Origin of the sequence: Dactylosporangium sp. NPDC005555 (assembly GCF_040605635.1) — a bacterium.
In the GTDB taxonomy this organism is placed as follows: Bacteria; Actinomycetota; Actinomycetes; order Mycobacteriales; family Micromonosporaceae; genus Dactylosporangium.
Genome location: NZ_JBEXDG010000008.1, coordinates 92,642 through 115,166, shown reverse-complemented (window position 1 = coordinate 115,166; position 22,525 = coordinate 92,642). Strand labels below are relative to the sequence as shown.

Genomic DNA, 22,525 nt, shown 5'->3' with positions numbered 1-22,525 from the left:
CTCGTCGAGGTACAGGGGAGGACTGTATGCAGACTCGAAGATCGGCGGTAGTTGATGCATGTCCGATTTCGCGCCATGTGTAGGCGCGTCCGCGGCTACTTGGCGCCGAGCATGTCCACGACGAAGCGCAGGGTGCCGCCGGGGGCGCCGTTGCCCGGGTTGTCGCCGTACGCCAGCGAGGCCGGGATGTCGAGCTGGACCCGGCTGCCGATCTTGACGCCCTGCAGGCCCTGGTCCCAGCCCGGGATGACGCCGCCGGTGTCGAGCTGGAACTCCAGCGGCTGCGAGCGCTTCCAGGACGAGTCGAACTCCTTGCCGTCGGCGTAGGTGACACCGACGTAGTTCACGGTGACGGTCTGCCCCGACTTCGCGGCCGGGCCCTTGCCCTCGATCAGCGTGGTGACCACGAGCTTCGACACGGTGCCGGTCCCGGCCGTGGGGGTCGGCTTGGTGCCGAGCGCCGGGTCGGCGTCCACGGGCAGTGGCGGGAACGCGGCGACCTGCGACGGGGTGTCCGCCCCCGGCGCGGAGGCCTCGCTGTTCGTGCCGGCGGCGGGCGTCGACGGGTCGCCGGACCGCGCATACCAGGCGATCCCGACGATGATCAGCAGGACGGCGAGCGCGGAGCCGACGATGCCCAGCATCCGCTTGCGCTTCTCCGCCGCGGCCGCCTTCGCCCGGGCGGCCTTCGCCGCGGCACGCTTCTCGGCCTTGTCCAACTGGGTGCTGGCAGCGCGCTTGTTCGCTGCGCCGCGCTGCGAGGTCGCCACACGTTCGGTCACCGCAACACCATACGGCGGTGATCTGCGGCTGACCACTGTGTCCCGATCTGAACCTGCTGTGAGTCACGGCGGGCCGGCGCGGACCACCCCACGGACGCGGTCGGCGGTCAGGCCGACGGGATCGAGCTCCGACAGCAGCCAGGTGGCGCCCGCCCGCACGTACGGGCCGGGGTCGCCGCCGGGTGGGAGCTCGACCGCGACGTCGAACGGCCCTTCCGGCGCCGGCATCGTGGCGAGGGCTTCCGCCAGCTGGTCGGCGTGCCGCAGGTTGACCGGGAAGTACCCCTGATACCTGGCCGCCCGCCGCAGCGGCTGCACGCTGCCGGGCATGGCCGCCACCCATACCGGCACCCCTGGTCGCTGCACCGGCCGCGGCAGGAACGTCACGTCGTCGACGACGTAGTGCGCCCCATGGTGATGTACGGGGTCGCCGGACCACGCGGCGGTGAGGATCCCCAGGGCCTCGTCGAGCATCTGGCCGCGCGCCCGGTCGTCGGTCTGCTCGCCGAACTTCGAGAACTCGCCGCCGAACCGGTCACCGCCGATGCCGACGCCGAGGGTGAGCCTGCCGCCGCTGAGCCGGTCGAGGGTGGCGGTCTCCCGGGCGACCTTGGCCGGCCGGCGCCGCGGCAGCGGGGTGACCATCGGCCCGATCCGCAGCCGTTCGGTGCCGGCGGCGACCGCGGCGAGGGTGATCCACGGGTCGGCGAGCCGCTGGACGGGCGCGCCCCACCGGATGTGGTCCCAGACGAAGCATCCGTCCCAGCCGGCCTCCTCCGCCTGCGCCGCGAGGCTCGCGACGACCAGCGGGTCGGACAGCTCGTCGAACAGCGGCAGCCAGATCGCCTTCCTGGTCATGCCGTGTACCCGTCCAGGAGCTCCGCCAGCTCGACGGGGCGGCTGAGCGCCACGCAGTGCCCGGCGTCGATCTCGTCGGGGACGATGCCGAGCCGCTCCGGCGCCAGCTTCCGGAACAGGCCGGGCGGGAACCAGCGGTCCTGCGCACACAGCACGAATCGCGTCGGTACGTCCGGCCACCGGTCGAGGGGCCACGGCTTCGCCATCGCCGTCTCCGACGGGTGCGCGCGTTCCCGGCGCCGCATCTGCCCGGCCAGGTCGCGGGGTACGTCGTGGTAGAACATGACGTCCGGGTCGTCGCTGCCGGTCAGCCCGCCGTCGCGCGCGGCCTGCTCACGGACCGCGTCCTGGTAGCCGGCGCCGCTGCCCCAGTCGGCGGGCCGCTCGCCCGGCACGGGGATCATCCCGGCGACGAGCACGAGCGCGTCGGCGCCGAGCCGGTCCGCGACGAGCGGCGCGGTGAACGCGCCGAACGAGTGCCCGACGACGACCACGTGCGTCCGGTCCCCGACGGCCGCGACCACGGCGTCGGCGTAGGTGGTCAGGTCGGCGGTGTCGTCGTCGGCGGGCAGGTCCGGTGCGACGACGTCGTGGCCGCGGGCCCGCAGTCCGGCGGCGACGAGGTGCCAGGACCAGGCCGAGTCTCCCCCGCCGTGGATCAGTACGAACGTGCTCATGCGTCCACGCTATGCGCGGTGCTCCATGCCGGAAAGCGATCGTTTTCGATTGCGTCGATCGCTTTCGGCGATACTCTTGGACCATGTCCGATGTCGAGCTGCGCCATCTCGCCGCGATGGCCGCGGTCGTCGACCAGGGCTCGTTCAGCCGGGCCGCCGCCCGCCTCGGCTACACCCAGTCGACGGTCAGCCAGCAGATCGCAGGCCTGGAGAAGGCCGTCGGCGGCGCCGTGTTCGACCGTCCCGGCGGACCGAAGCCGGTGCGCCTCACCCCGCTCGGCCAGGTGGTCCTCGCCCACGCCCGTGACCTGCTCGCCCGGACGCGGGCGATGACCGACGCCCTCGACCGGTTCCGGGCCGGTGAGGGACGCGTCGACATCGGCACCTTCCAGAGCCTGTCGACCGCGGTCCTGCCGCTGCTCGTCCGCCGCCTGCGCGAGGAGTATCCGGCCTGCGACATCCGGCTGTTCGAGGAGGAGACCGACCCGCCGCGGCTCGACGCCGTCGACCTCATGTTCTTCGACGGCCGCGTCGACGGCGACGTCGAGCACCGCAAGCTCCTCGACGACCCGTATGTCCTGGTCGCCCGCCGCGGCGACTTCCCGCCGGGTCCCGTGCCGCTGACCGCGCTGCACCGGGCCCCGATGGTCGCCTGGCCGCCGGTCTGCGACCAGCCCCGCGTGGAGGACACCCTGGCCCGCGCCGGCGTCCAGCCCCGCATCGTGTTCCGCACGGCCGGCAACGATGCGGTCCTGTCGATGGTACGAGCGGGGATCGGCTCGGCGATCCTGCCGCGGCTGGTCCTCGACGGCCCTGTCCACGATGCGACGCTGTCGGTGCATGCGCTGCACCCGCCGTTCCCGCCACGGGAGATCTACCTGCTGTGGCAGGCGGGCCGCACGCATTCACCGCTCGCGGCCCGCGCCATCGAACTCGCCCTGGACATCACGTCCGCCTACCGCCCCGCCTGACATCGTGCCGCGCTCGCCCCACGTGACGTGTGGCCAGGGCTCGCCCCTTGCGCCGGTTACCAGGCGAGCCGGCGGCGCTTCCGGCGGCCGGTGAGCCGCTCGGCGGTGGACACGCCACGCCGCAGCAGCCGGCTGGCCCGCGTCGATCCGCGTCGCGCCTCGATCCGGTCGCTGACCTTCTTGGCCCCGGCGATCGCCAGCGGCACCGCGATCGCGGCAACCGCCCACCGAGCGATCATCTTCGGCAACATGGCCGGCCTCCCATATCCCAGTCGACGTCCGTTCAGTGTGGGGATACCCGCTCGTCGCCGGCGCCAACCACATCCGCCGGCGCCCCGGTCTCCCGCGCGGGGCGGCGGAACGTCCACCACCGGTACAGCACGTAGTTGAAGACGAGCGTGCACCCACCGGCGACGACCCGGGCGATCGCGAGATGCACACCGAGCTCCTGCAGTCCGAGCACCGCCCCGACGGTGAGCGCATAGTCCCCGAGCACCTGCACCACGAACCGCGCGACCTGCGGCCCCACCGCCCGATGACCCGCGTCGAAGGTGAAGTACCGGTTCAGCACGAAATTCACGGCATACGTCGCCCAGAACGCGATCGTCACACAGGCGAACGCCGGCAGTGGCGTCGAGTACTTCAACACCAGCAGCAGCCCGACGTCGAACCCGAACCCGAGCCCCGCGAACGCGAGGAACCGGACGACCGGATGCCGCCACACCACCAGCAATCTCCCCGCCACGGCGGTGACCATACAGCCACCGGCTGAACGGTTCGGTGAATTCGCTGCGTCCAGGCCTACGATCATCGGCGTGGCCGAGACCCTGATGCTGATGTTCAGCTACTTCGAGCATGACTGGGACGACGACATCGACGGCGCCGAGGCGACGGACGCCGAGCTGATGCGCCGGGTCACCGAGGGCGAGTGGCAGCCGCACACCGGCGCCGAGCCCGACCCGGGGGAGATCGCGACGGTCGAGGCACTCGAGGAACGCGCGCGTGAGTCGATCGAGGAGTGGGCCGTGCCCGACGACGCCGTGCGGATCCCGATCGAGAAGCTGCGCACGCTCATCGCCGCAGGCGGCTGGACCTTCGTGGCCGGGGACTTCATGGAGTTCGAGGGCCACCACAACGACACCGAATACATCGTCAAGCTCACCCGGTAACCGGCCAGCCGCGCGGGTCCGGCAGCGACAGGCGGGGCACCGCGCCCGCGTCGTTCAGCGCCGTCAGCAGGTCGTCAGGCGCCGAATGGGCCACCGCCTCGCACATGAGCGTGTACCCGCGCCTGCAGACAGCATTGACGTCGAGCCCCGCGGCGAGCAGGCGGGGCAGCAGGGTGGCGTGTTCGAGCCGGTGGATGTGGTGCAGCAGGGTCCGGCCCCGTCCGTCACGGATGTGTGGGTCCATGCCCGCGTCGAGCAGGGCCGTGACCACCCTGGCGCCGCCGTGCCCGATCCTGCGCCACAGGTCGCGCCGGTGCGCGCGCAGGCGGGAAGGCACGACGCCCTCGCCGCCGTGCCAGGCGGTCTCGGCCTTGAAGCAGCCGCCGATCGTCCCGCCGAACGCCCGCAGCGCGAGCTCCCGCCGCCGCTCGTCCTCGGTGTGGTGGGGCACCTCGAGGCGGTGCCCACCCCGCAACACGATCCAGTGCCAGCCCCCGCCGCACCGCACCCGGAACCGCTCCCCCGCGAACCCAGCCGGAAGCTCGCCTGCGACCCCGGCCGGGAACTCGGCTGCAACCCCGGCCGCGACACCGGATGCGAGCTCGGCCGTGAGCCTGACCGCCGGCCTGGTCGGAAGCGCGGGGCGCGAACCCGGCGAGGAGCCCCACGACCGGCCGGGCGTCGTCGAACGTCACCGTGACCCGGGCCGCCGAGCACGCCGCCCGCCAGTCGCCGCGCTCCCTCGCGTCGGTGCACTCCGCGATCATCCAGTCGGGCACCGCATACCGGCGGATCAGCCGCCAGCTGTCCAACGCCGCAAACGGTCCGCCCGTCACCGTGCACCCCCATCGCCCCGCCTGGCGGGATCATATGGAGACCCACCGACATTTTCCGGCGAGCTCGTGGAAGGCCGCCCGCACCGCCGACGGCTGCTCCACCCACGGGAAGTGCGCGGCGTCGGGGATCCGGCGGTGCAGCACGTGAGCGCCCTGGAAGCGGGGTTCGTCCCACAGCCGCTGCGCCTGTGTGCCACGCATTTCGGCGCCGCCCGCACGGAATCTTCACGACCGCGGTGGGTGGCGGTCCCGCGACACTTCTACGATTGCATGCATGCGGGAGCCGCAGGAGTTGCTGTACAGGGATTCGACGCCCGGCGCGAGCACCGTCGTGTCGCTGCTGACGCGGCATGGGCAGCTGGACGTGCTGCGCCGCATGGCGGACGCCGGTGACTGGGACTGCGCCGACGCGCTCGGGGCCGAGCTGCTGGCCCGCGGTGACGTGGACGGCGCGCTCGGCGTGTACCGGCCGTTCGTGGCGCCCGGCGCGTTCACGCCGGCGGTGGCGCGGATCGCGGCCGTGCAGGGCGAGGCGGGCGTCGACCTGGTCCGCCCGTTCGCCGTGGCGGGCGACCCGGACGCCGTGCGGTGCACGGGAGAGCTGCTGGCCCGGCTGGGGCGCGTCGACGACGTGATCGAGCTGCTGCGGCCGCGGCTGCACGACCCGTCGTCCGCCGCCGCCCTGGTGCGCCTCAGCGAGGGCCACGGGCGTGACGCCGAGGTGGCCGCCCTGCTCAGGGAGGCCGCTGACGCATCGGTGGCGCTGGCTGCGGTGCTGGAGCGGCAGGGTCACGTGAGCGAGGCGGCAGCGGTGCTGCGCGCGGCGGACCCGTCCGTGGACGCACTCGAGCACCTTGCCGATCTGCTGGCGCGGCACGACCAGGCGGGCCTCGTGCGGCTCGCCGCCGAGAGCGGCCACCCGGCCGCGGTCCATCGCCTCGCGGCGCTGCTGGACCGGCAGGGTCAGGTCGACGAGGCGGCGAAGGTGTTGTGGCCGCTGGTGACCGCCGGTGAGGCGTTCGCGGTGCACCAGCTGGCGGACCTGCTGACCCGCCACGACCGGGCCGGCGAGGCGGTCGAGCTGATGCGCCCGTTCGCGACGCAGGACCCGGAGCAGTATCTCGACGGTCTGGTGGCGCCGCTGGTCCGGGCGGGCCGCGCCGAGGAGGCCTTGTCGATCGTCGACAACCTTGTCACACGCCCTGACCTGGACCTGATGTCGCTGCGGACCTTTCTGCTGCACGCCCTCGGCCGCCTCGACGACGCCTATCTGCAGACCCTGCCCGAGCACCACCGCGGCTACGCCGCCGAGCTGCTCGCGGACGCCGGGCGCTGGGACGAGGCGATCGCGCTGCTGTGGCCGGGCCGCCGCGACCATGACGCCGGCACCACCGTCGCGGAGCTGCTGATCCGGCAGGGCCGCGTCGACGAGGCGATCGAGATCCTCGCCGGACGAGGGCAGGCCGGGTCGGGCGGTGGGGCGTCGCTCGTCTGACGACGCCCTCCGCCACGACGAGGTGGACGCTCCAGCCGACGGTCTGACCGGAAACGATCAGTGCGGGGAGGGGTCGCCGGCGACCGGCTCCGGCGAACGGGATGCGGACCGGCAGCGGCACGGGGACCAGCACGCGGGCGGTGACCGGCAGGGATGTCCCGGCGGGCGGCCGGCGGGCAGGGTGCCACTGACGGCCGGCGTGGCACCGCGAGCGTCCGGACGGGCTTCTGCCGCAGCCCGATGGCGACCAACGCCGGCCCGATTGTGACCAGCGCCGCGGCCGGGGCGATCGTGCCCTGCCCGGGCCGGCGAGCGCCGAAGGGCGGGCGCTTGCCGGCGGCCGCGGCAACATCTAGGTTGTCTAGGAGACCTGGAGGATACGCTGGTGAAGACGCCGCTGTACGTGCGGATCGAGCGGGAGCTGCGGGCGCGGCTGGACCGGGCGGCACCGGGCGACGCGCTGCCGGCGGAGTCGGTGCTCGCCGAGGAGTTCGGGGTCGCGCGGATGACCATGCGGGCCGCGCTCAACGCGCTCGAGGCGGACGGGCTGATCGAGCGCATCCAGGGCCGCGGCACGTACGTGCGGCAGCGGCCCGCGCAGCGCGCCGCCGGCACGCTGATGAGCTTCCAGGACCAGGTCCGCAGCTGGGGACGCACGCCGTCGTCGCGGGTCGTCGAGGCGGAGGTCCGGGCGGCGTCGGCGGACGAGGCCGCGGCGCTGCGGCTGACCGCGGCGGCGCCCCGCGTGGTCTCGATCGTGCGGGTGCGGATGGCCGACGGGACGCCCCTCGCGGTGGAGTACGCCGCCTTCCCGGCCCACCTGACCGCGTTGCTCGACGCCGACCTGGAGGGCGGGTCCCTGCACCGCGCGCTGAACGACCTCGGGCTGCGCCCCACGCTGGGCTCCTCGACCCTCACCGCCCAGCCGGCCGGACCCGACGGCGACCGTCTCAACGTGCCCGCGGCCGAGCCGTTGCTCGTCGAGACCCGGCTCATCGTCGACCAGCACTCGGCGCCGCTGGAGTACACCGTCAGCCGCTACGTCGGGTCCCGCTACGCGCTGCGGGTCACCTTCGACGTGCAACCTCCCCAGACCGGAGCACCGTCATGAACGTCGCCAAGATGATCGACCACTCCCTGCTGCGTCCCGAACTGACCACCGCGGACGTCGTGCGCGGCTGCGAGATCGCGGCCCGCCGCGACGTCGCCTCGGTCTGCGTCCGCCCGTCCGACGTGCCGCTCGCCGTGACCGCCCTCGCCGGCACGGGCGTCCTCGTCGGCACCGTGACCGGCTTCCCGCACGGCGACACGCTGAGCGCCGTCAAGGTGGCCGAGACCCGGGCGCTCGTCGAGGCCGGCGCCGACGAGATCGACATGGTCCTGCACATCGGCCGGCTCCGCGACGGCGACGACCGTTACGTCCACGACGACATCGCCTCCGTGGTCGCCGCCGCCCAGGGCCGCGTCGTGAAGGTGATCCTCGAGAACGCCTACCTCACCGACGCGGAGAAGATCACCGGCTGCCGGCTGGCCGAGGAGGCCGGCGCGCACTTCGTGAAGACCAGCACCGGCTTCGCCCCGGGCGGCGCCACCCTCGCCGACATCCAGCTGATGCGGGCCACCGTCTCCCCGGCCGTCCGGGTGAAGGCGGCAGGCGGGGTCCGGACCCTCGACACGCTGCTGACCCTGCACGAGGCGGGGGCCACCCGGTTCGGCGCCACCGCCACCGAGACGATCCTGGACGACCTCGCCGCCCGCGAACGCGGCGAACGCCCCGCTCCCGTCCCGGATCCAGCGCCCTCCGGCACCTACTGAACGTCGTCAGTGCGGCTGCTCCGCGCTCGCGACGGGTGTCACGCCCGGGCGGGTCCACTGGGGCACGGGGCGGCCGTCGCGGCGCCAGCGCGTGTACGTCGGTTCCCGCGGCCAGCCCTCGGGCGAGGACTCCCAGGTCTCCTGCCGGCCGTAGACCGTCATGTCCAGGAGCTTGTGCGACGCCATGATGGCCTCGACGCCGCGGTCGGTCGTCTCGTACGTGAGGAAGAACCGGTCGTCGCGGCGCAGGTAGCAGGCGATGATGCCGCCGCCGGCGTAGGCCGGGTCGCCGACGCCGTACGTGGAGTACCACGGGTGCGTGTAGCCCATGAACTCCCGGAACGGGGCCAGCTGGTAGTACGGCCCCTCAGCGAAGACGGCGAAGGAGATGCCGCGTTCGTTGAGGTACGCGGCGTTCTGGAAGTCCCAGATGGAGGCGGTGCAGCCCTCGCACTGCTCCTCGAACGGCTTGTCCAGGTGCCACATGTGCTTGTAGACGACGAGCTGGTCGCGGCCCTGGAAGATGTCCGCGAACGGCGTCGGGCCGCCCGCGCCGGCCAGGGAGATCGGGGTGACCTCCACCATCGGCAGGCGACGGCGGGCAGCGGCGATCGCGTCGCCCTCACGCGTGTGCGCCTTCTCGCGGGCCAGCAGCGCTTCCCGCGCACGCAGCCAGGTCTCGCGGTCGACGACGGCAGGGGCGGGCGGCACGGCACGCGAAGACGTCATGCTGCTATCTTTAACATAGTTGGTACTCGGTTGAACAGAGCGAGGCGACGGTGCCGATCCGGCAGAGCTACGGCGACCACGGCGACGCATGCCGGGCCGCGAACGCGCTCGACCTCGTCGGCGACCGGTGGTCGCTGATCGTCGTGCGGGAGCTGATCCTCGGCCCGAAACGCTTCGCCGACCTGCAGGAGTCCGTCCGCGGCATCACCCCGGCGGTGCTCACCGACCGGCTGCGGTCCCTGCGGCAGGCCGGGATCGTCGACCACGTCGTCCTGACGGACCTCGCCCGCACCCCCGCGTATGTCGCCACCGAGTGGGGCCGCGGGCTGGAGCAGGTCCTGGGGTCGCTCGGCCGCTGGTATTCCGCCGGCCCCGACCCGGGCACCAAGGGCGGCATGACCCCCGACGCGGTCGTCGTCGCCATGCGGACCATGGCGCCGCCGGTCCGGGCGACGGTCCCGCCGGTCGTGCTTCACCTGCACGACCGGCGCGACGCACGCCGGGCGGGCCCGCCGGTGCACAGCTTCCACACGGTCACCGACGGCGGCGCCGTACACGTGCGGACGGGCACGATCGCGAACCCCGCGGCGACCGTCACCGCGGACTCGACCACGTGGTGCGGGATCCTCTTCGAGGGCGTGGACCTGGACGCCGCGGACATCGACGGCGACCGCGCCGCCGTCGCCTCGATCGTGGCGCTCTACACCCCGCCGGTGTGACCACCGGCGGCGAGGATGGACCCGTGACCGTCGTCCTGTCCGTCCTGTACGTCACGCTGCTCATCACCGCCGTGACAGGGTGACGCCCGGCGACGCACCTGGTGGGTGCCGTCGGCGAACGTCACGTCGAGGAGCAGGATCGCCTGCCTCGGGCGGTTCCAGCGGAACCCGTACGGGCCAGAACCAGTACGGCATTTGCAAATGTGTCGAATTGCGAGGGGTCGTCCGCAGGGCCGCCTTGGGTCTGCGTTAAGTCCGCCTTAGATCGAGCCCCTTTGCTCTTCCGCGCCGTTACGTTTGTGCTGGCTGTCGGACGTCGTCGCCCCGCCGGGGCGGCCCGGGCAGCCGCCGCCGAGTCGTCGGCCGCGCCTGCTGTCCGGGCGTTCGCCGATGAGCCGGGGAACCATCCGGGGTTTGTCCCATGGGGTGAATCCGCGCCCGCCACACCGGGGCGCGGTAGGGCGCGCCTTCTTCTCGCCCGAATCCGTCAGCTAACCCGGTAGGCGGTCCGCGAAGAAGGACTGTCCCGTGTTCAACGGACGCACGACCATGCGCACCGCGGTCGTCGCGCTTGCGGTGGCGGCGCTCATCGCCCCCGCCAGTGCCGCACGCGCGGACCCGACCCCGGAAGAGCTCCAGGCCCAGATCGACAAGGGCAACAACGAGGTCGAGCTCGTCGTCGAGCAGTACAACAAGGTCAACGGCGACCTCGATGCCACCCAGGCGGCCATCGCCAAGCTGCAGGCCGACCTGGTGCCGCTGCAGGCCGACCTCGACGCCGCCCAGCACGACGCCGCCGCGTTCGCCGTCAACGCCTACAAGACCGGCGGCAACCTCGGCACCCTGTCGCTCATGCTCGGCGCGACCTCGACGGACGCCTTCACCGGCCGCGTCGGCACGCTGCAGGAGATCTCCCGCAGCCAGCAGCGCGACCTGGCCGCGTACAGCACGGCCAAGGGCACCTTCGACGCCGAGCAGCGCCGCCTCAACGACACCCTCGCCGCGCAAAGCCAGCAGAAGACCGAGCTGGCCACCCGCCGCAAGAAGATCGAGGGCGACATCAAGCGTCTCGACACCCTGCAGGCCAAGGCCGAGGCAGCCGCGGCAGCCGCCGCGAAACCCAAGACCACGGCCCCGGCGACGAACCCGGGCAAGCCCCCGGCCGTCTCCGGCAACGCGGGCAAGGCCGTCAACTACGCCTGGGCCCAGCTCGGCAAGAAGTACGTCTGGGGCGCCGCCGGCCCGAACACCTTCGACTGCTCCGGCCTGACCATGATGGCCTGGAAAGCCGCCGGGGTGTCCCTGCCGCACAACGCCGCCCAGCAATGGGGCAAGGTCCGCCACATCTCCCGCAGCCAGCTGGTCCCCGGCGACCTCGTCTTCTACAACGGCCTCGGCCACGTGGGCATCTACATCGGCAACAACCAGATCATCCACGCCCCCAACAGCCGCACCGTCGTGAAGGTTGCCCCGATCGACATCGACAGCCTCTACGGCTACGGCCGCCCGGGCTGACCCTCGATCGGCACAGACGGCGCCCCACCTCTCCCCCGTTGAGGTGGGGCGCCCGCCGTTCCGCCGCCCCGCAGCTCGACGCTGTCCTACGCCGCGTCGAGGCCAGGGCAGTACGTGGACGCTTCGGCCGTCGCCGCGTCCAGCTTCTTCTCGAAGTCCGGGTCGGCAACGCCCTCCGGGGTGAGCATCTTGCCGAGGGTCGCGACGAGCGCCTGCAACGCGGCCTTCGCCTTCGGGTCGGCGGCGGTCGCGGTCTCCTTGTCGACGACCGTCTTGAGCCTCCCGACGAGCGCCGCCGCGTCGGCCTTGGCCTTGTCCTTGGTGGCCTGGTCCTCCGCGGTCGCCATCTTGAGCAGCACCTCGAGCAGCTGCATCTTCTCGGCCTCGAAGGCCGCGATGACGTTCTTGCAGATCCGCTCCGTGTCCGCCTTCGCGCCGACCGGCGAGCTCGCCGCCGCACTGGTCGCACCGCCGGTCGCACCGCTGGCCGCACCGCTGGCCGCAGCACTGGGCGCGGCGGTGCCGCTCGCCGGTGCCGCACTCTTCGCCGTGTCGTCGGCGTCGGTGCCGCACGCCGCGCTCAGCCCGGCCGCGAACGCCAGGACCAGCGCCGACATCATCCTGCGCATGCGCATCGCGCTCTGCCTCCCCGTTCGGTCACACAAGTGCAGGGATCATAGACGCCACGCGCCGTCCGGTGGTCTGCGTGGCCGCTCCGGTCAGAGCCAGGCGACGACCCGGGCGGAGGCGTCGAGGTTGTCGGCGGGGACCAGGGCCGCGGTGGCGGCCTTGAGGTCGATGATGACGATCTGCTTGTCGATGACGGCGGCGAGCACCTCGCTGTCCGGCGCCGGCTGCCAGGTCTCCGGGTCGTCGTACAGGCGGACGTCGATGCCGCCGGAGGGCAGGGTGAGGATCGGGTCCTTGCCGATGGCGCGCGTGGCCGGGTCGACGGTCTGGAAGGTCCGGGTCTCGGTGGTGTACAGGATCGGGCGGCAGGTGCCGGGGGTGAAGAGGAGGCTGTTGCCGCCGACGGTCGTGCCGGCGAGCGTGGTGTCGGCGCCGTTGAACGTGCCGTCCTTGGTCAGCTCGGCGTCGCCGGTGCGCTCCCGGAAGTGCAGGGCCTCCTTCGACGAGCCGAGCGAGACCGCGACCCGCTTGCCGCACATGGCGGTGGGTTGCCACATCTTCGGCGAGTCCAGCAGCTTCGGGGTCTTGCCGCCGAGCACCGCGACGGTCGTGGTGTCGGCCTTCACGACGGTGGTGGAGTCGGTGATCTCGACCGAGACCTGCTGCGGCATCTGCTTGCGCCGGTCGAACTTCACGTGGGTGTCGTCCAGCCACTCGCCGCAGGTCAGCTCGGACGTGGCGCTCACCGGCGTGATCCCACCCAGGGTGTACTGCTCTTTCTTGACCTTGTCGAGCACGGTCGCCTTGCCGGCGAGGTCGGCGACGACGAGGTCCTCGGCGCGGCGGAACGAGACGTGCCTGCCGTCCGGCGAGACGCGCAGGCACAGGCTTCTCGCCAAGGCATCGGCGGCGATCTGGCGTTCCTTGCCGTCGGCGACGGTCCGCGCGGTCACGACCTTGCCGCTGCGGTAGACGAACGTCTTGTGGTCGGCGGAGAGCTCGTAGTCGAAGTCGTCGGAGCGCGGCACGTCGAAGGGCGCGATCGTCATGTGCCCGTCGGCTTCCTGGGTGAGCAGCTTCAGCCCGTTGACGGTGGTGACGAGCAGCTTCCCGGCGACCTTCGGCGGTGGCGGCTTCGACGGGGACGACGCCTTGGACGGCGAGCCCTTCGAGTCGCTGCCCGATCCGCACCCGGCCACCCCGATGACCAGCGCTGTGAGCACCACGAAATACCGACGCATAGCGATTCCTCCCCCCGTGTTCGGTGGGTTTGTAGCACATCGCCGTGCGGTTGTCAGACCGGTGGCCGCTTCGGGTGACGGTCGATGCGCGCCGGCCGCCGCGTGTTCAGGCGCGCGCAACGCCGGGGCCTTCTGTTCGATCTTGTTCGATGCTAGATTCACGCACGACGATTTAGGCCACCTTCTTTACAGTAGCGGTGGGGTGCGCGTGCAGACTCCGAACCTGATCGCCAACGGCGGTTTCGAGACCGGCCTCACCGGCTGGAGCACGATCGAGGGCGCGGCGGCGGTGATCGCGTACGGCACCGCCGGCTACCCGACCCAGACAGGTCCCGGCCCGGCCGATCGCGGTGCGAACTTCGCCGGTGGCGGCAATGTGGCGAGGACCCGGCTCCGGCAGCAGGCGACCCTGCCGTGGACGGCGCAGATCGACGCCGGGTCGGCGACGTTCGACTTCACCGGCTGGCTCGGCGGCTACGCCGACCAGGACGACGGCGCGCGGCTCTCGGTGGAGTTCCTGTCCGCCACCGGTCTGCCGCTCGGCGTGTGCGTGCTGGGGCCGGTCACCGCCGCCGACCGCGGCAGCACCACCGGCCTGCTGCGCCGCGCCCAGTCCGGCGTCGTCCCGCCCGGCAGCCGCACCGCCCGCACCGTGCTGCTGTTCACCCGCGACGGCGGCACCTCCAACGACGGCTACGCCGACAGCGTGTCCCTCGTCCTGACCACGCAGCCCACGAACCTGCTGACCAACCCGGGAGCGGAGGCCGGCCTCTCCGGCTGGACGGTCGCCGAGGGCGGCCCCGCCGTCATCGCCTACGGCACCGCCGGCTACCCGACGCAGACGGGCCCGGGACCGGCGAACCGCGGCGCGAACTTCTTCGGCGGCGGCACCAGCGCGCGCAGCCGCATGACCCAGGCGGTGCCGCTGCCGGGCGGAGCGGGCCAGTACGAGTTCGGCGCGTACCTCGGCGGCTACGCCGACCAGAACGACACGGCGTCGTGCACCGCCACGTTCCTCGACAGCGCCGGCGGCTCTCTGGGCGTGGTCGGTCTCGCGGCGGTGACCGCGGCCGACCGGGGCAACGTGACCGGGCTGCTGCGCCGCGCCACCGCCGGTGCGGTGCCCGCCGGGGCGCGGACCGTCCGCGTGGAAGTGGTGTTCACCCGTGCCGGCGGCACCTCGAACGACGGCTACGCCGACGCGATCTCCTTCGGCGTGGTCACGGGAGGATCCTGATGCGACTCGATCGACGGACACTGCTGCGGGCGGCGGCCGGCGCCGGCGCGATGAGCGCCGCCTGGCCGCTGATGCAGGGGCTCGGGCCGCAGGCGGCACACGCCGCGGCGGCCGCGCTCGGCGCGAGCTGGGACCCGGCGCCGTTCACCGTCGGCGTCGGCTCCGGCGATCCGCTGCCGACCAGCGTCCTGCTGTGGACGAGACTCGCACCGGACCCGCTCGCCGACACCCAGCCCCTCGCCGACATCGTGCAGGTCGACTGGGCCGTCGCCACGGACGCGGCGATGAGCACCGTCGTGGCGTCCGGGAGTGTCGCGGCGTCGGTACTGCTCGGGCACAGCGTCCACGTGGTCGCCGAAGGGCTGCAGCCGGGCCGGCGCTACTACTACCGGTTCACGGCGCTCGGCAAGGCCAGCCGGGTGGGCCGCACGAAGACCGCGCCCGTCGGGCCGACGAGCCTGGTCCGGTTCGCGTCGCTCAACTGCCAGGACTACCGCGCCGGCGAATATCCGGGGATGCGTGACCTGGCCGCGGACAGCGCCCTGGACTTCGTCGTGCACCTCGGTGACTACATCTACGAAGGCTCGGAGCTCGGCACGGCGTACACGCTGAACGACTATCGCAAGCTGCACGCGCTCTACAAGGGCGACCCCCTGCTCCGCGACGTGCACGCCGCGCATCCCTTCTATCTCACCTGGGACGATCACGACGTCTTCAACGACTACTCGGGATCGCGGGGCGCCGCCACGTTCGTCGCCAGGCGCGCCGCCGCCTATCAGGGCTGGTACGAGCACATGCCGCTGCGCCTGGAGGGCGACGACACGGCGCTGCCGGACCCGCGGATCTACCGCAGCCGGCAGTGGGGCGACCTGCTCGAGCTCGTGGTGCTCGACCTGCGACAGCACCGTTCGGAGCAGAACCTGGCCGACGGGACCATCCTGGGCGCCAAGCAGAAGGCGTGGCTGAAGGACCGGATCGCGCAGCGCGGCGGCGGCTGGCAGTGCTGGATCAACTCGATCTTCCTGAGCCAGCAGCGGGCGCCGGGCGGCGGCTTCATGTTCACCGACCAGTGGGACGGGTTCCGGGCCGAGCGCGCCGAGCTGCTCGGTCACGTCCAGAACGCCGGCGGGCCGGACTTCGTGACCGTCACCGGCGACTGGCACAGCGCGTTCGTCCAGGACATCAGGCCGGACTTCGACAACGCCGGCGCGCCGGTCATCGGCACCGAGTTCGTGGCGCACTCCGCCACGTCCAGCGCCTATTCGGCGAGCTGGAACGCCACGAACGGCCCGCTGCTCGGCGCGGCCAACCCGCACCTGCAGTACTTCGAGGGCAACCGCTACGGCCATGACGTGTACGAGGTGACGCCGCAGCGGTGGACGACCCGGCTGCGGGTGGTGGCCAACCGCACCGACCCTGCGTCCGCGGTCAGCACCCTCACCAGCTGGCACGTCGACCGGGGCCGGGCCGGCGCCTACGAGGACCCGGCCACGAAGGGCTCGGCCGCGCAGTACCGGCGCGGATGAGGATGCGGCCCCGCCCGCGAACGGGGCCGCATCGAGCATCAGCTACGTGTCCACTGCTGGTTGGTGCCGCCGCCGCAGGGCCAGATGATCAGCTTGGTCCCGTTGGCGGTGCCGTTGTCGTAGGCGTCCAGGCATTTGCCGGAGCCGGTGCCGACGACCGTGCCGTTGGCGTTGATCGTCCACTGCTGGTTGGTCTGGCCGTTGCAGTCCCAGATCTGCACGGCCGCGCCGTCCGCGGTGGACGCGCCGGCGACGTCCAGGCACTTGTTGCCGTACACCTGCAGCTGCTTCGAAGCGGTCGCGTTCCAGCGCTGGTTGGCCCCGCCGTTGCAGTCCCAGAGGGCGACGGCGGTGCCGCTGGTGGTGACGTTGCCGGGCACGTCGACGCAGCGCCCGGACTGCACGCCGCGCAGGGGCGCTCCGACGAGCGGGGTGCCGCAGGTGGTGAGGCCGCTGGTGTACGGGCAGACGACGGACGCGAACCCACCGCGCTCGGCGAGGGCGACGGAGAGCGTGTCGGCGTTGGTGACGGTCCGCGTCTCGCGCAGCAGGTTGCCGCCGTTGTCCCGGACGGTCTCCAGGAGCCACTGCCCGGAGCCGAGGAACGACAGCGGCGTGCTGTAGGTCTTCGCGCCGAGGGCGGAGATGCCGGCGACGTACCACCTGCCGCCGTTGCGGCGGGCGAAGTACGCCTCCTGGCCGGGGCGTCCGCCGAGGAGCCGGGTCTCGTCCCAGGCGGTCGGGATCTGGTTGAGGATGCGCATCGCCTCGGGCTGCGACTCGTAGCTCTCGGGGTTGTCCGCGAGGTGCTGCCAGCCGGACTCGAAGACGATCGAGGTGGCGAGCTCGTGGGCGCGGGTGGTGTCGCGGTTGTACGGGCTGAAGATGACCGGAGTGAAGTCCATGCTGCTGATGGCGTTGCGGGTGAAGGGCAGGATCGTGTTGAGCCCGGCCCGCAGGTACTGCTCGGCGCCGTGCACGGCTTCGGCGGTCATGACGTGCGGCCAGGTGCGCTGCATGCCACGCGGCGTGGCCGAGCCATGGAAGTTGATCATCAGTTGGAGCTCGGCGGTGCGGGCCAGGATGGCGTCGTACCACTGCAGGGTCGGCTGGGTGAACTCGTAGGAGAAGTCGACCTTCACCCCGGCGACGCCCCAGCTCTTGATCAGCGGCAGCCACTGCTCACGCTGCGCGGAGGTCCAGAGCTGGTTGGAGTTGAACCACAGGATGACCTGCACGCCGCGGTCCCTGGCGTACTGCACCACGCTCGGCGCCCAGCTGGACTGCCAGCCCTCGTCGATCAGGACGTAACCCCAGCCGTTGCGGGCGGCGAAGTCGATGTACTGCCGCTGCCGGTTCTGGTCCGACGGGCTGGCGTGCTCGGTCAGCCAGGACCAGGTGACGGTGTCGGGTTTGACCCACGAGGTGTCGCCGACCCGCGACGGCCCGGACAGGTCGTCGACGATGGTGGAGGTCGTGACGCTGCTCAGCGAGCCGACGGCGGCGGTGCGCCACGGCGTGGACAGCGGCCGGCTCGCGGTGACCGAGCCGCTGTCCAGGACGGCGGTGAACGTGCCGGAGCCGCTCTGGTGCTGCAGGCTCATGCCGGCGTACCGGCCGTCGAGGTCGGCCTCGGCGACGAGCGCGAAGGTGCCGGCGACGTCGAAGAGCGCCGGGTTGCGGAAGGTGCCGGTGGCGGCGGCGCCGGCGGTGGTCTGCTGCCAGTAGCCCTGGTCCTCGCGGTGCGACGGCACCAGCCAGCTGTTGGTGTTCGCCGGCACCGACCAGGACGACGTCTCCCGCTGGACGGTCACCGACCCGCTGCCGGGCAGCACGTAGCGGTAGGCGGCGCCGGCGTCCGAGGCGCGGACGACGACGTCGAGCCGGGCGCCGCCGGTGCCGGTGAAGGACAGCGTCGACTCGTTGTAGGTCGTCGACCGGTTGCGCTGCTTGCCGGTGGTCATCGAGTAGGCCTCGGTGACGGTCCGGTTGGTGCGGGTCGTGAACGCCAGGCTCCTGCTGAGGTCGGCGGCGCTGGTCACGATGCCGATCGCCGACGGCGACAGGATCGTGCGGCCCTGGTTGAGCACGGCGAAGCTCAGCGTCCCGTTGTCGTTGAGCGTGACCTGGGCGGAGGTCGGGGAGCCGGCCGACGGCCCGGTCACCGTCCAGGTGGTGGCGGCGGACGCCGGCGTGGCGGCGACCGTGAGGCCGGTGGCCAGCAACGCGAGCACGAACGTGCCGCGAAGCAGGGACTTGTGATATCGCATTGGGGGACGTCCTCCGGACTTGGTTGGCGGACCACGGACGGGGTGTCGTTTGTCGGCTGCACGCAGCGGCTGGACGCCACCTCAGATGTCAACGTTGTCAACGACGGCGGCGTTGGATTACGTTGGTACGTGCGCGACTATGCGGCCATTGAACATCTTGACTATTACTGTGTCAAGGATCGGCCGTTCTGTGCGAAGTCCCCCGAAACCGCGAGCGGCCTGCCGCTTTGACCACGACGAGATCCATCGATCCGCCGTGGTGCCTTTTGAGCATCCACGTTGAAACTTGTTGACTATGCCATTTCACCCGTCCGCACGGCCCGTCCTGGCCTGACGGTGACACCGGGCTGCGTCGATTCGCATCAGCCGTGGGTGTACGGGGTAGCGGCACGATCATGAACCACACCTCCACGACCGTCGCACTCGGCAGGCAGCGCTACGTCTCCCTCACCACGTTCAAGCGCGACGGGTCACCGGTCGCCACGCCGGTCTGGATCACGCCGGACGGCGACGCCCTCGTCGTGACCACCCCCGCCTGGAGCTACAAGGTCGGGCGCCTCCGCCACGACCCCCGCGTACTGCTCGTGCCGTGCAGCCGCACCGGCAGGACCGACCCGGACCACGAGCCGGTCCCGGGCACCGCCGAGATCGTCACCGACCCGGCCCCGGTCGCCAGGATGACGGACCTGGTGCGGCACAAGTACGGCCTGGAGTACCGCCTGTTCATGCTCGTCGAACGCCTCGCCACCCGTGGCCGGCGCAGGGATCGGGTGATGCTGCGGATCACCCTGTAGCCCTGCCCGCCTTGTCCATGCGCGAGCCACCGGCTGCGGCCTTGCGCCGACGGTGACGTTCCAGGCCCAGGCCGCCGACGGTGAGCACCACCAGCGCGCTCAGCGCCGCCCACAGCGGCCAGTGACCGGGCTGCGAGCCGTACGCGCCGACGGTCACGTACGCGGTCGTCGCCGGCAGCATCCCCACCACCGTGCCGGCGAGGAAGTCCCGCAACCGCACGGACGTGAGCCCGGCGACGTAGTTGACCGCGGTGAACGGCACCACCGGGATCAGCCTGGCCAGCACGATCGTGCGCAGCCCGTTGTCGGCCAGCATGGCGTCGAGCCGGTCCAACCGCCCCCCGGTCAGCCACCGCACGGTGTCCCGCCCCAGCAGCCGCCCCAGGTAGAACGCCATCACCGCCCCGAGCATCGCCCCGGCGACGACGATCACGACCCCGGCCGCGACCCCGAACAGCGCCCCGGCCGCGAGCGTGAACACCGTCTTCGGCAGCGGCGACAACGACACGAGGGCGTACAGCGCACTGAACGCCACCGGCGCCCACCACCCGAGCGCCTCGACACTGCCGCGCAGCCGCTGCTGGTCCGGCACGCCGATGAGCACCGCCGCCCCGACCACCACCGCCGCGAGCACGACAATCCCGGCGATGTGCAGGATCCCGGCGCGAACGGTCATGATCCCATCATGCCGCCCCGCGCCGGGCTGTGCCCTTCCAGGCCCTTCCAGGCCCTTCCCCCCATACGGAGCCGCGTTCAGCGGTGGCGGTGATCGGGTACAGCAGGCGCATGACTGTCGCGTGGGGCGTCACGGTGGACTGCGCCGAGCCGGTGCGGCTGGCCGCGTTCTGGCGGGAGGCCCTCGGCTATGTGGATGCGCCGGTGCCGGAGGGCTTCGCGAGCCGGGAGGAGTGGCTGATCCGGTGGGAGGTGCCGCCGCAGGAGTGGGACGCCGCGGCCTACCTGCACGACCCCGGCGGGGCCCGGCCGACGCTCACGTTCCTGAAGGTGCCGGAGCCGAAGACCGTCAAGAACCGGCTGCACCTCGACGTCAAGGCCGGCGGCCGCGACCGGCCGCAGGACGAGCGGTGGCCGAGCATCGCCGAGACGGTGCGACGGCTGATCGTGGCCGGCGCGACGGTCGTCGAGGAGGTCGCCGTCGCCGGCGTGCCGAGCCACGTCGTCATGGCCGATCCCGAGGGCAACGAGTTCTGCGTCGTCTGACCCCGCCGCCCGGCGTCGCGCCGTACGCGACCTGCGCCCCGCGCCGCGGCGACGTCCTCGACATCGCCGCCACCAGCTGAGACGACCTGATCGACCGTTCACCGGCGCCGCACTCAGGGCAAAGGGACCGCGCGGGCACGGTGTGGCGGATTTGGCAACGGCAGGGCTTGTGACAGGCCAGGGCCCAACCGCTATGGTGCGATATCCGCGGCTCGTGCACGGCCGCGTCGTCACAGGCCGGGCCAACGCTGTCCCACCGCATTCCGATGCACCGCCAGGTAACGGTGGAGGTCAGCTGTGCCCGATCCTATGGGCTTCATGAAGTACGGTCGTCAACTGCCGCTGCTGCGCCCGGTGCCCGAGCGGGTCGCCGACTGGCGGGACGTGTATCAGCGCGCCGACGGCCAGCTGATCCACGAGCAGGCCAGCCGGTGCATGAACTGCGGCGTCCCGTACTGCCACAACGGCTGCCCGCTGGGGAACCTGATCCCCGACTGGAACGACCTGGTGCGCACCGGCGACTGGGACCGCGCCGCCGACACGTTGCACGCGACGAACAACTTCCCCGAGTTCACGGGCCGGTTGTGCCCGGCGCCGTGCGAGGCGGCCTGCGTCCTCGGCATCGGTGACGACCCGGTCACGATCAAGCAGGTCGAGGTCGAGATCATCAACCGGGCCACCGACGACGGGCCGCTGAAGCCGTTCCCGGTGGTGACGCTGTCGGGCAAGAGCGTGGCCGTGGTCGGCTCCGGACCGGCAGGTCTGGCCGCGGCGCAGCAGCTGGCCCGCGCCGGCCACGCGACCACCGTGTACGAACGCAGCGACGCCCCCGGCGGCCTGCTGCGCTACGGCATCCCGGACTTCAAGTTCGAGAAGCACCACATCGACCAGCGGCTGACCCAGATGACCGCCGAGGGCGTGACGTTTGTCACCAACTGCCATGTCGGCGTGGACGTCTCCCTCGCCGAGCTCCGCCGCCGGCACGACGCCGTCGTCCTCGCCTGCGGCGCGCTCGACGCCCGTGACGTGCCGGAGACCCCGGGCCGTGAGCTGACCGGGATTCACCAGGCGATGGTGTACCTGGAAGGCGCCAACAAGGTCGTCGCCGGCAAGCTGGACGCGCCGCCGATCACCGCGGCCGGCCGGCACGTCATCGTCGTCGGTGGTGGCGACACCGCCGCGGACTGCCTCGGCACCGCCCACCGGCAGGGCGCGACGAGCGTGCAGCTCGTCGAGGTCGCCCCGCTGCCGCCGCCGCAGCGCGACGGCACCCGCAACCCGTGGCCGACGTGGCCGATCATGCTGCGCAGCGGCTCCGCGCACGAGGAGGGCGGCGAGCGCAACTACGGCTGCGCGATCCGCCGCTTCGTCGGCGACGACGACGGCGCGCTGAAGGCCGTCGAGCTCGTCGACGTCGTCCTCGGCCCGGGCTTCACGCTGACCGAGGTGGAGGGCACCATCCGGGAGATCCCGGCCGACCTGGCGCTGCTGGCGATCGGGTTCGCGGGCACGCAGGACGGCCCGCACCTGGAGCAGGTCGAGCTGACCCGCAACGGCCGGGGCACCATCGACACGGACGCCGAGTGGCAGACGTCGGTGCCCGGCATCTTCGTGGCCGGCGACGCCCGCCGCGGACCGTCGCTGATCGTGTGGGCGATCGCGGAGGGCCGCTCGGCGGCGGCGGCCGTCCACCAGTACCTCAAGGGCGGCGGCAACCTCCCCGCCCCGATCACCCCGGCGTCGCGGCCGCTCGCCTGATCGGCTCAGCCCATCGCCGCCCACGCGGCGGCGATGGGCCCGAACGCCCGCATGTCGGCAAGGCCGCCGCCCATCTTGTTCATGGCGTAGGCGTAGGTCGCGTGCGCGTCCAGGTCGACGATGGTCAGTCCGGCGGGATCAGCTCGGCGACCCGCGGCTCCTCCGACTCGGGCAGGCCGATGTGGATGTCGGCGCCGAGCGGTCCGGCGATCTCCTCGCGGCGCCCTTCTGACAAAAACGCGGCCGCGCCGGGCCATTTCGGTGGCCCGGCGCAGCGCTGCT

At 72.2% G+C, this 22,525-nt stretch carries 25 protein-coding genes and 1 riboswitch; of the genes, 13 read left to right on the top strand and 12 right to left on the bottom strand.

The annotated features are described in order from the left end of the window. Positions 1–95 precede the first annotated feature (95 nt). The 3 genes from ABZS58_RS11835 to ABZS58_RS11825 form a co-directional block, all read right to left on the bottom strand. Entirely contained in the window at positions 96–782 is a 687-nt protein-coding gene (locus ABZS58_RS11835; RefSeq protein WP_354780327.1) for an FKBP-type peptidyl-prolyl cis-trans isomerase, read from the bottom strand. A 63-nt stretch (positions 783–845) separates the two neighbouring features. Beyond that, positions 846–1,640 (bottom strand): LLM class flavin-dependent oxidoreductase, encoded by a 795-nt coding sequence (locus ABZS58_RS11830; protein WP_354780325.1) that lies wholly within the window; start codon positions 1,638–1,640, stop codon positions 846–848. Beyond that, positions 1,637–2,317 carry an alpha/beta hydrolase gene (locus ABZS58_RS11825; protein ID WP_354780323.1) on the bottom strand — a complete coding sequence of 227 codons (681 nt, stop codon included), beginning with the start codon at positions 2,315–2,317 and terminating at the stop codon, positions 1,637–1,639. Before ABZS58_RS11825 ends, ABZS58_RS11830 begins: the two co-directional genes overlap by 4 nt. An 83-nt stretch (positions 2,318–2,400) precedes the next feature. On the opposite strand from ABZS58_RS11825, the gene ABZS58_RS11820 reads away from it, so the two are divergent. Continuing rightward, positions 2,401–3,288, top strand: a complete 888-nt coding sequence (locus tag ABZS58_RS11820; protein WP_354780321.1) for a LysR family transcriptional regulator — start codon at positions 2,401–2,403, stop codon at positions 3,286–3,288. Positions 3,289–3,344: 56 nt separating this feature from the next. On the opposite strand, the gene ABZS58_RS11815 is transcribed toward ABZS58_RS11820, so the two are convergent. Continuing rightward, complete coding sequence (locus ABZS58_RS11815; RefSeq protein ID WP_354780319.1) at positions 3,345–3,527, bottom strand: hypothetical protein; 183 nt, start codon at positions 3,525–3,527, stop codon at positions 3,345–3,347. Between the two features lie 44 nt (positions 3,528–3,571). Further along, positions 3,572–4,033, bottom strand: coding sequence for a GtrA family protein (locus ABZS58_RS11810; RefSeq protein WP_354780317.1), 462 nt, complete (start codon positions 4,031–4,033; stop codon positions 3,572–3,574). A 70-nt stretch (positions 4,034–4,103) separates the two neighbouring features. Between ABZS58_RS11810 and ABZS58_RS11805 the strand changes: the two genes are divergently transcribed. After that, a complete protein-coding gene (locus ABZS58_RS11805; RefSeq protein WP_354780315.1) occupies positions 4,104–4,457 on the top strand; it encodes a hypothetical protein in 354 nt (117 codons plus the stop codon). Here ABZS58_RS11805 and ABZS58_RS11800 read toward each other — a convergent pair. Together ABZS58_RS11800 and ABZS58_RS11795 are read right to left on the bottom strand one after the other, a co-directional pair. After that, positions 4,447–4,965, bottom strand: a complete 519-nt coding sequence (locus ABZS58_RS11800; RefSeq protein WP_354780313.1) for a hypothetical protein — start codon at positions 4,963–4,965, stop codon at positions 4,447–4,449. The two genes, ABZS58_RS11805 and ABZS58_RS11800, sit on opposite strands and share 11 nt — an antisense overlap. A gap of 358 nt (positions 4,966–5,323) precedes the next feature. Further along, a complete protein-coding gene (locus ABZS58_RS11795) occupies positions 5,324–5,494 on the bottom strand; it encodes a hypothetical protein (RefSeq protein ID WP_354780311.1) in 171 nt (56 codons plus the stop codon). Between the two features lie 73 nt (positions 5,495–5,567). Here ABZS58_RS11795 and ABZS58_RS11790 point away from each other — a divergent pair, with 73 nt between their 5' ends. The 3 genes from ABZS58_RS11790 to deoC all read left to right on the top strand — a co-directional run bounded on the left by ABZS58_RS11790 (position 5,568) and on the right by deoC (position 8,603). After that, positions 5,568–6,788 (top strand): hypothetical protein, encoded by a 1,221-nt coding sequence (locus ABZS58_RS11790; RefSeq protein ID WP_354780309.1) that lies wholly within the window; start codon positions 5,568–5,570, stop codon positions 6,786–6,788. Between the two features lie 385 nt (positions 6,789–7,173). Further along, complete coding sequence (locus ABZS58_RS11785; protein WP_354780307.1) at positions 7,174–7,899, top strand: GntR family transcriptional regulator; 726 nt, start codon at positions 7,174–7,176, stop codon at positions 7,897–7,899. Next, entirely contained in the window at positions 7,896–8,603 is a 708-nt protein-coding gene (deoC, locus tag ABZS58_RS11780) for a deoxyribose-phosphate aldolase (protein ID WP_354780305.1), read from the top strand. Before ABZS58_RS11785 ends, deoC begins: the two co-directional genes overlap by 4 nt. A gap of 6 nt (positions 8,604–8,609) precedes the next feature. Here the strand turns inward: deoC and ABZS58_RS11775 are convergent, their stop codons facing one another. Beyond that, positions 8,610–9,332 carry a DUF899 family protein gene (locus ABZS58_RS11775; RefSeq protein WP_354780304.1) on the bottom strand — a complete coding sequence of 241 codons (723 nt, stop codon included), beginning with the start codon at positions 9,330–9,332 and terminating at the stop codon, positions 8,610–8,612. Between the two features lie 50 nt (positions 9,333–9,382). Between ABZS58_RS11775 and ABZS58_RS11770 the strand changes: the two genes are divergently transcribed. Next, complete coding sequence (locus ABZS58_RS11770; protein ID WP_354780302.1) at positions 9,383–10,051, top strand: helix-turn-helix domain-containing protein; 669 nt, start codon at positions 9,383–9,385, stop codon at positions 10,049–10,051. 375 nt (positions 10,052–10,426) lie between these two features. Beyond that, positions 10,427–10,572, top strand: a riboswitch (cyclic di-AMP (ydaO/yuaA leader). Positions 10,573–10,579: 7 nt separating this feature from the next. Further along, positions 10,580–11,566: an NlpC/P60 family protein gene (locus ABZS58_RS11765; RefSeq protein ID WP_354780300.1), complete on the top strand. Its 987-nt coding sequence runs from the start codon at positions 10,580–10,582 to the stop codon at positions 11,564–11,566. Positions 11,567–11,652: 86 nt separating this feature from the next. Here the strand turns inward: ABZS58_RS11765 and ABZS58_RS11760 are convergent, their stop codons facing one another. Beyond that, the gene (locus ABZS58_RS11760) at positions 11,653–12,201 is read right to left on the bottom strand and encodes a hypothetical protein (RefSeq protein ID WP_354780298.1); all 549 of its coding nucleotides are present in this window, start codon (positions 12,199–12,201) and stop codon (positions 11,653–11,655) included. A gap of 84 nt (positions 12,202–12,285) precedes the next feature. After that, positions 12,286–13,437: a hypothetical protein gene (locus ABZS58_RS11755; RefSeq protein ID WP_354780296.1), complete on the bottom strand. Its 1,152-nt coding sequence runs from the start codon at positions 13,435–13,437 to the stop codon at positions 12,286–12,288. Between the two features lie 208 nt (positions 13,438–13,645). Here ABZS58_RS11755 and ABZS58_RS11750 point away from each other — a divergent pair, with 208 nt between their 5' ends. Further along, a complete protein-coding gene (locus tag ABZS58_RS11750) occupies positions 13,646–14,674 on the top strand; it encodes a hypothetical protein (RefSeq protein WP_354780294.1) in 1,029 nt (342 codons plus the stop codon). Then, complete coding sequence (locus tag ABZS58_RS11745) at positions 14,674–16,200, top strand: alkaline phosphatase D family protein (protein WP_354780292.1); 1,527 nt, start codon at positions 14,674–14,676, stop codon at positions 16,198–16,200. Before ABZS58_RS11750 ends, ABZS58_RS11745 begins: the two co-directional genes overlap by 1 nt. A gap of 38 nt (positions 16,201–16,238) precedes the next feature. Here ABZS58_RS11745 and ABZS58_RS11740 read toward each other — a convergent pair whose 3' ends face one another. After that, positions 16,239–18,470 (bottom strand): glycoside hydrolase family 97 catalytic domain-containing protein, encoded by a 2,232-nt coding sequence (locus ABZS58_RS11740; RefSeq protein WP_354780290.1) that lies wholly within the window; start codon positions 18,468–18,470, stop codon positions 16,239–16,241. Positions 18,471–18,512: 42 nt separating this feature from the next. On the opposite strand from ABZS58_RS11740, the gene ABZS58_RS11735 reads away from it, so the two are divergent. After that, complete coding sequence (locus ABZS58_RS11735; RefSeq protein WP_354780288.1) at positions 18,513–18,701, top strand: hypothetical protein; 189 nt, start codon at positions 18,513–18,515, stop codon at positions 18,699–18,701. Positions 18,702–18,865: 164 nt separating this feature from the next. Continuing rightward, entirely contained in the window at positions 18,866–19,264 is a 399-nt protein-coding gene (locus tag ABZS58_RS11730) for a PPOX class F420-dependent oxidoreductase (protein ID WP_354780286.1), read from the top strand. Here ABZS58_RS11730 and ABZS58_RS11725 read toward each other — a convergent pair. After that, positions 19,254–19,940 carry a TVP38/TMEM64 family protein gene (locus tag ABZS58_RS11725; protein WP_354780284.1) on the bottom strand — a complete coding sequence of 229 codons (687 nt, stop codon included), beginning with the start codon at positions 19,938–19,940 and terminating at the stop codon, positions 19,254–19,256. The genes ABZS58_RS11730 and ABZS58_RS11725 overlap by 11 nt on opposite strands. A gap of 110 nt (positions 19,941–20,050) precedes the next feature. Between ABZS58_RS11725 and ABZS58_RS11720 the strand changes: the two genes are divergently transcribed. Both ABZS58_RS11720 and ABZS58_RS11715 read left to right on the top strand, forming a co-directional pair. Next, the gene (locus ABZS58_RS11720; RefSeq protein WP_354780282.1) at positions 20,051–20,485 is read left to right on the top strand and encodes a VOC family protein; all 435 of its coding nucleotides are present in this window, start codon (positions 20,051–20,053) and stop codon (positions 20,483–20,485) included. Positions 20,486–20,782: 297 nt separating this feature from the next. Next, a complete protein-coding gene (locus tag ABZS58_RS11715) occupies positions 20,783–22,243 on the top strand; it encodes a glutamate synthase subunit beta (RefSeq protein WP_354780280.1) in 1,461 nt (486 codons plus the stop codon). Positions 22,244–22,525 lie beyond the last annotated feature (282 nt).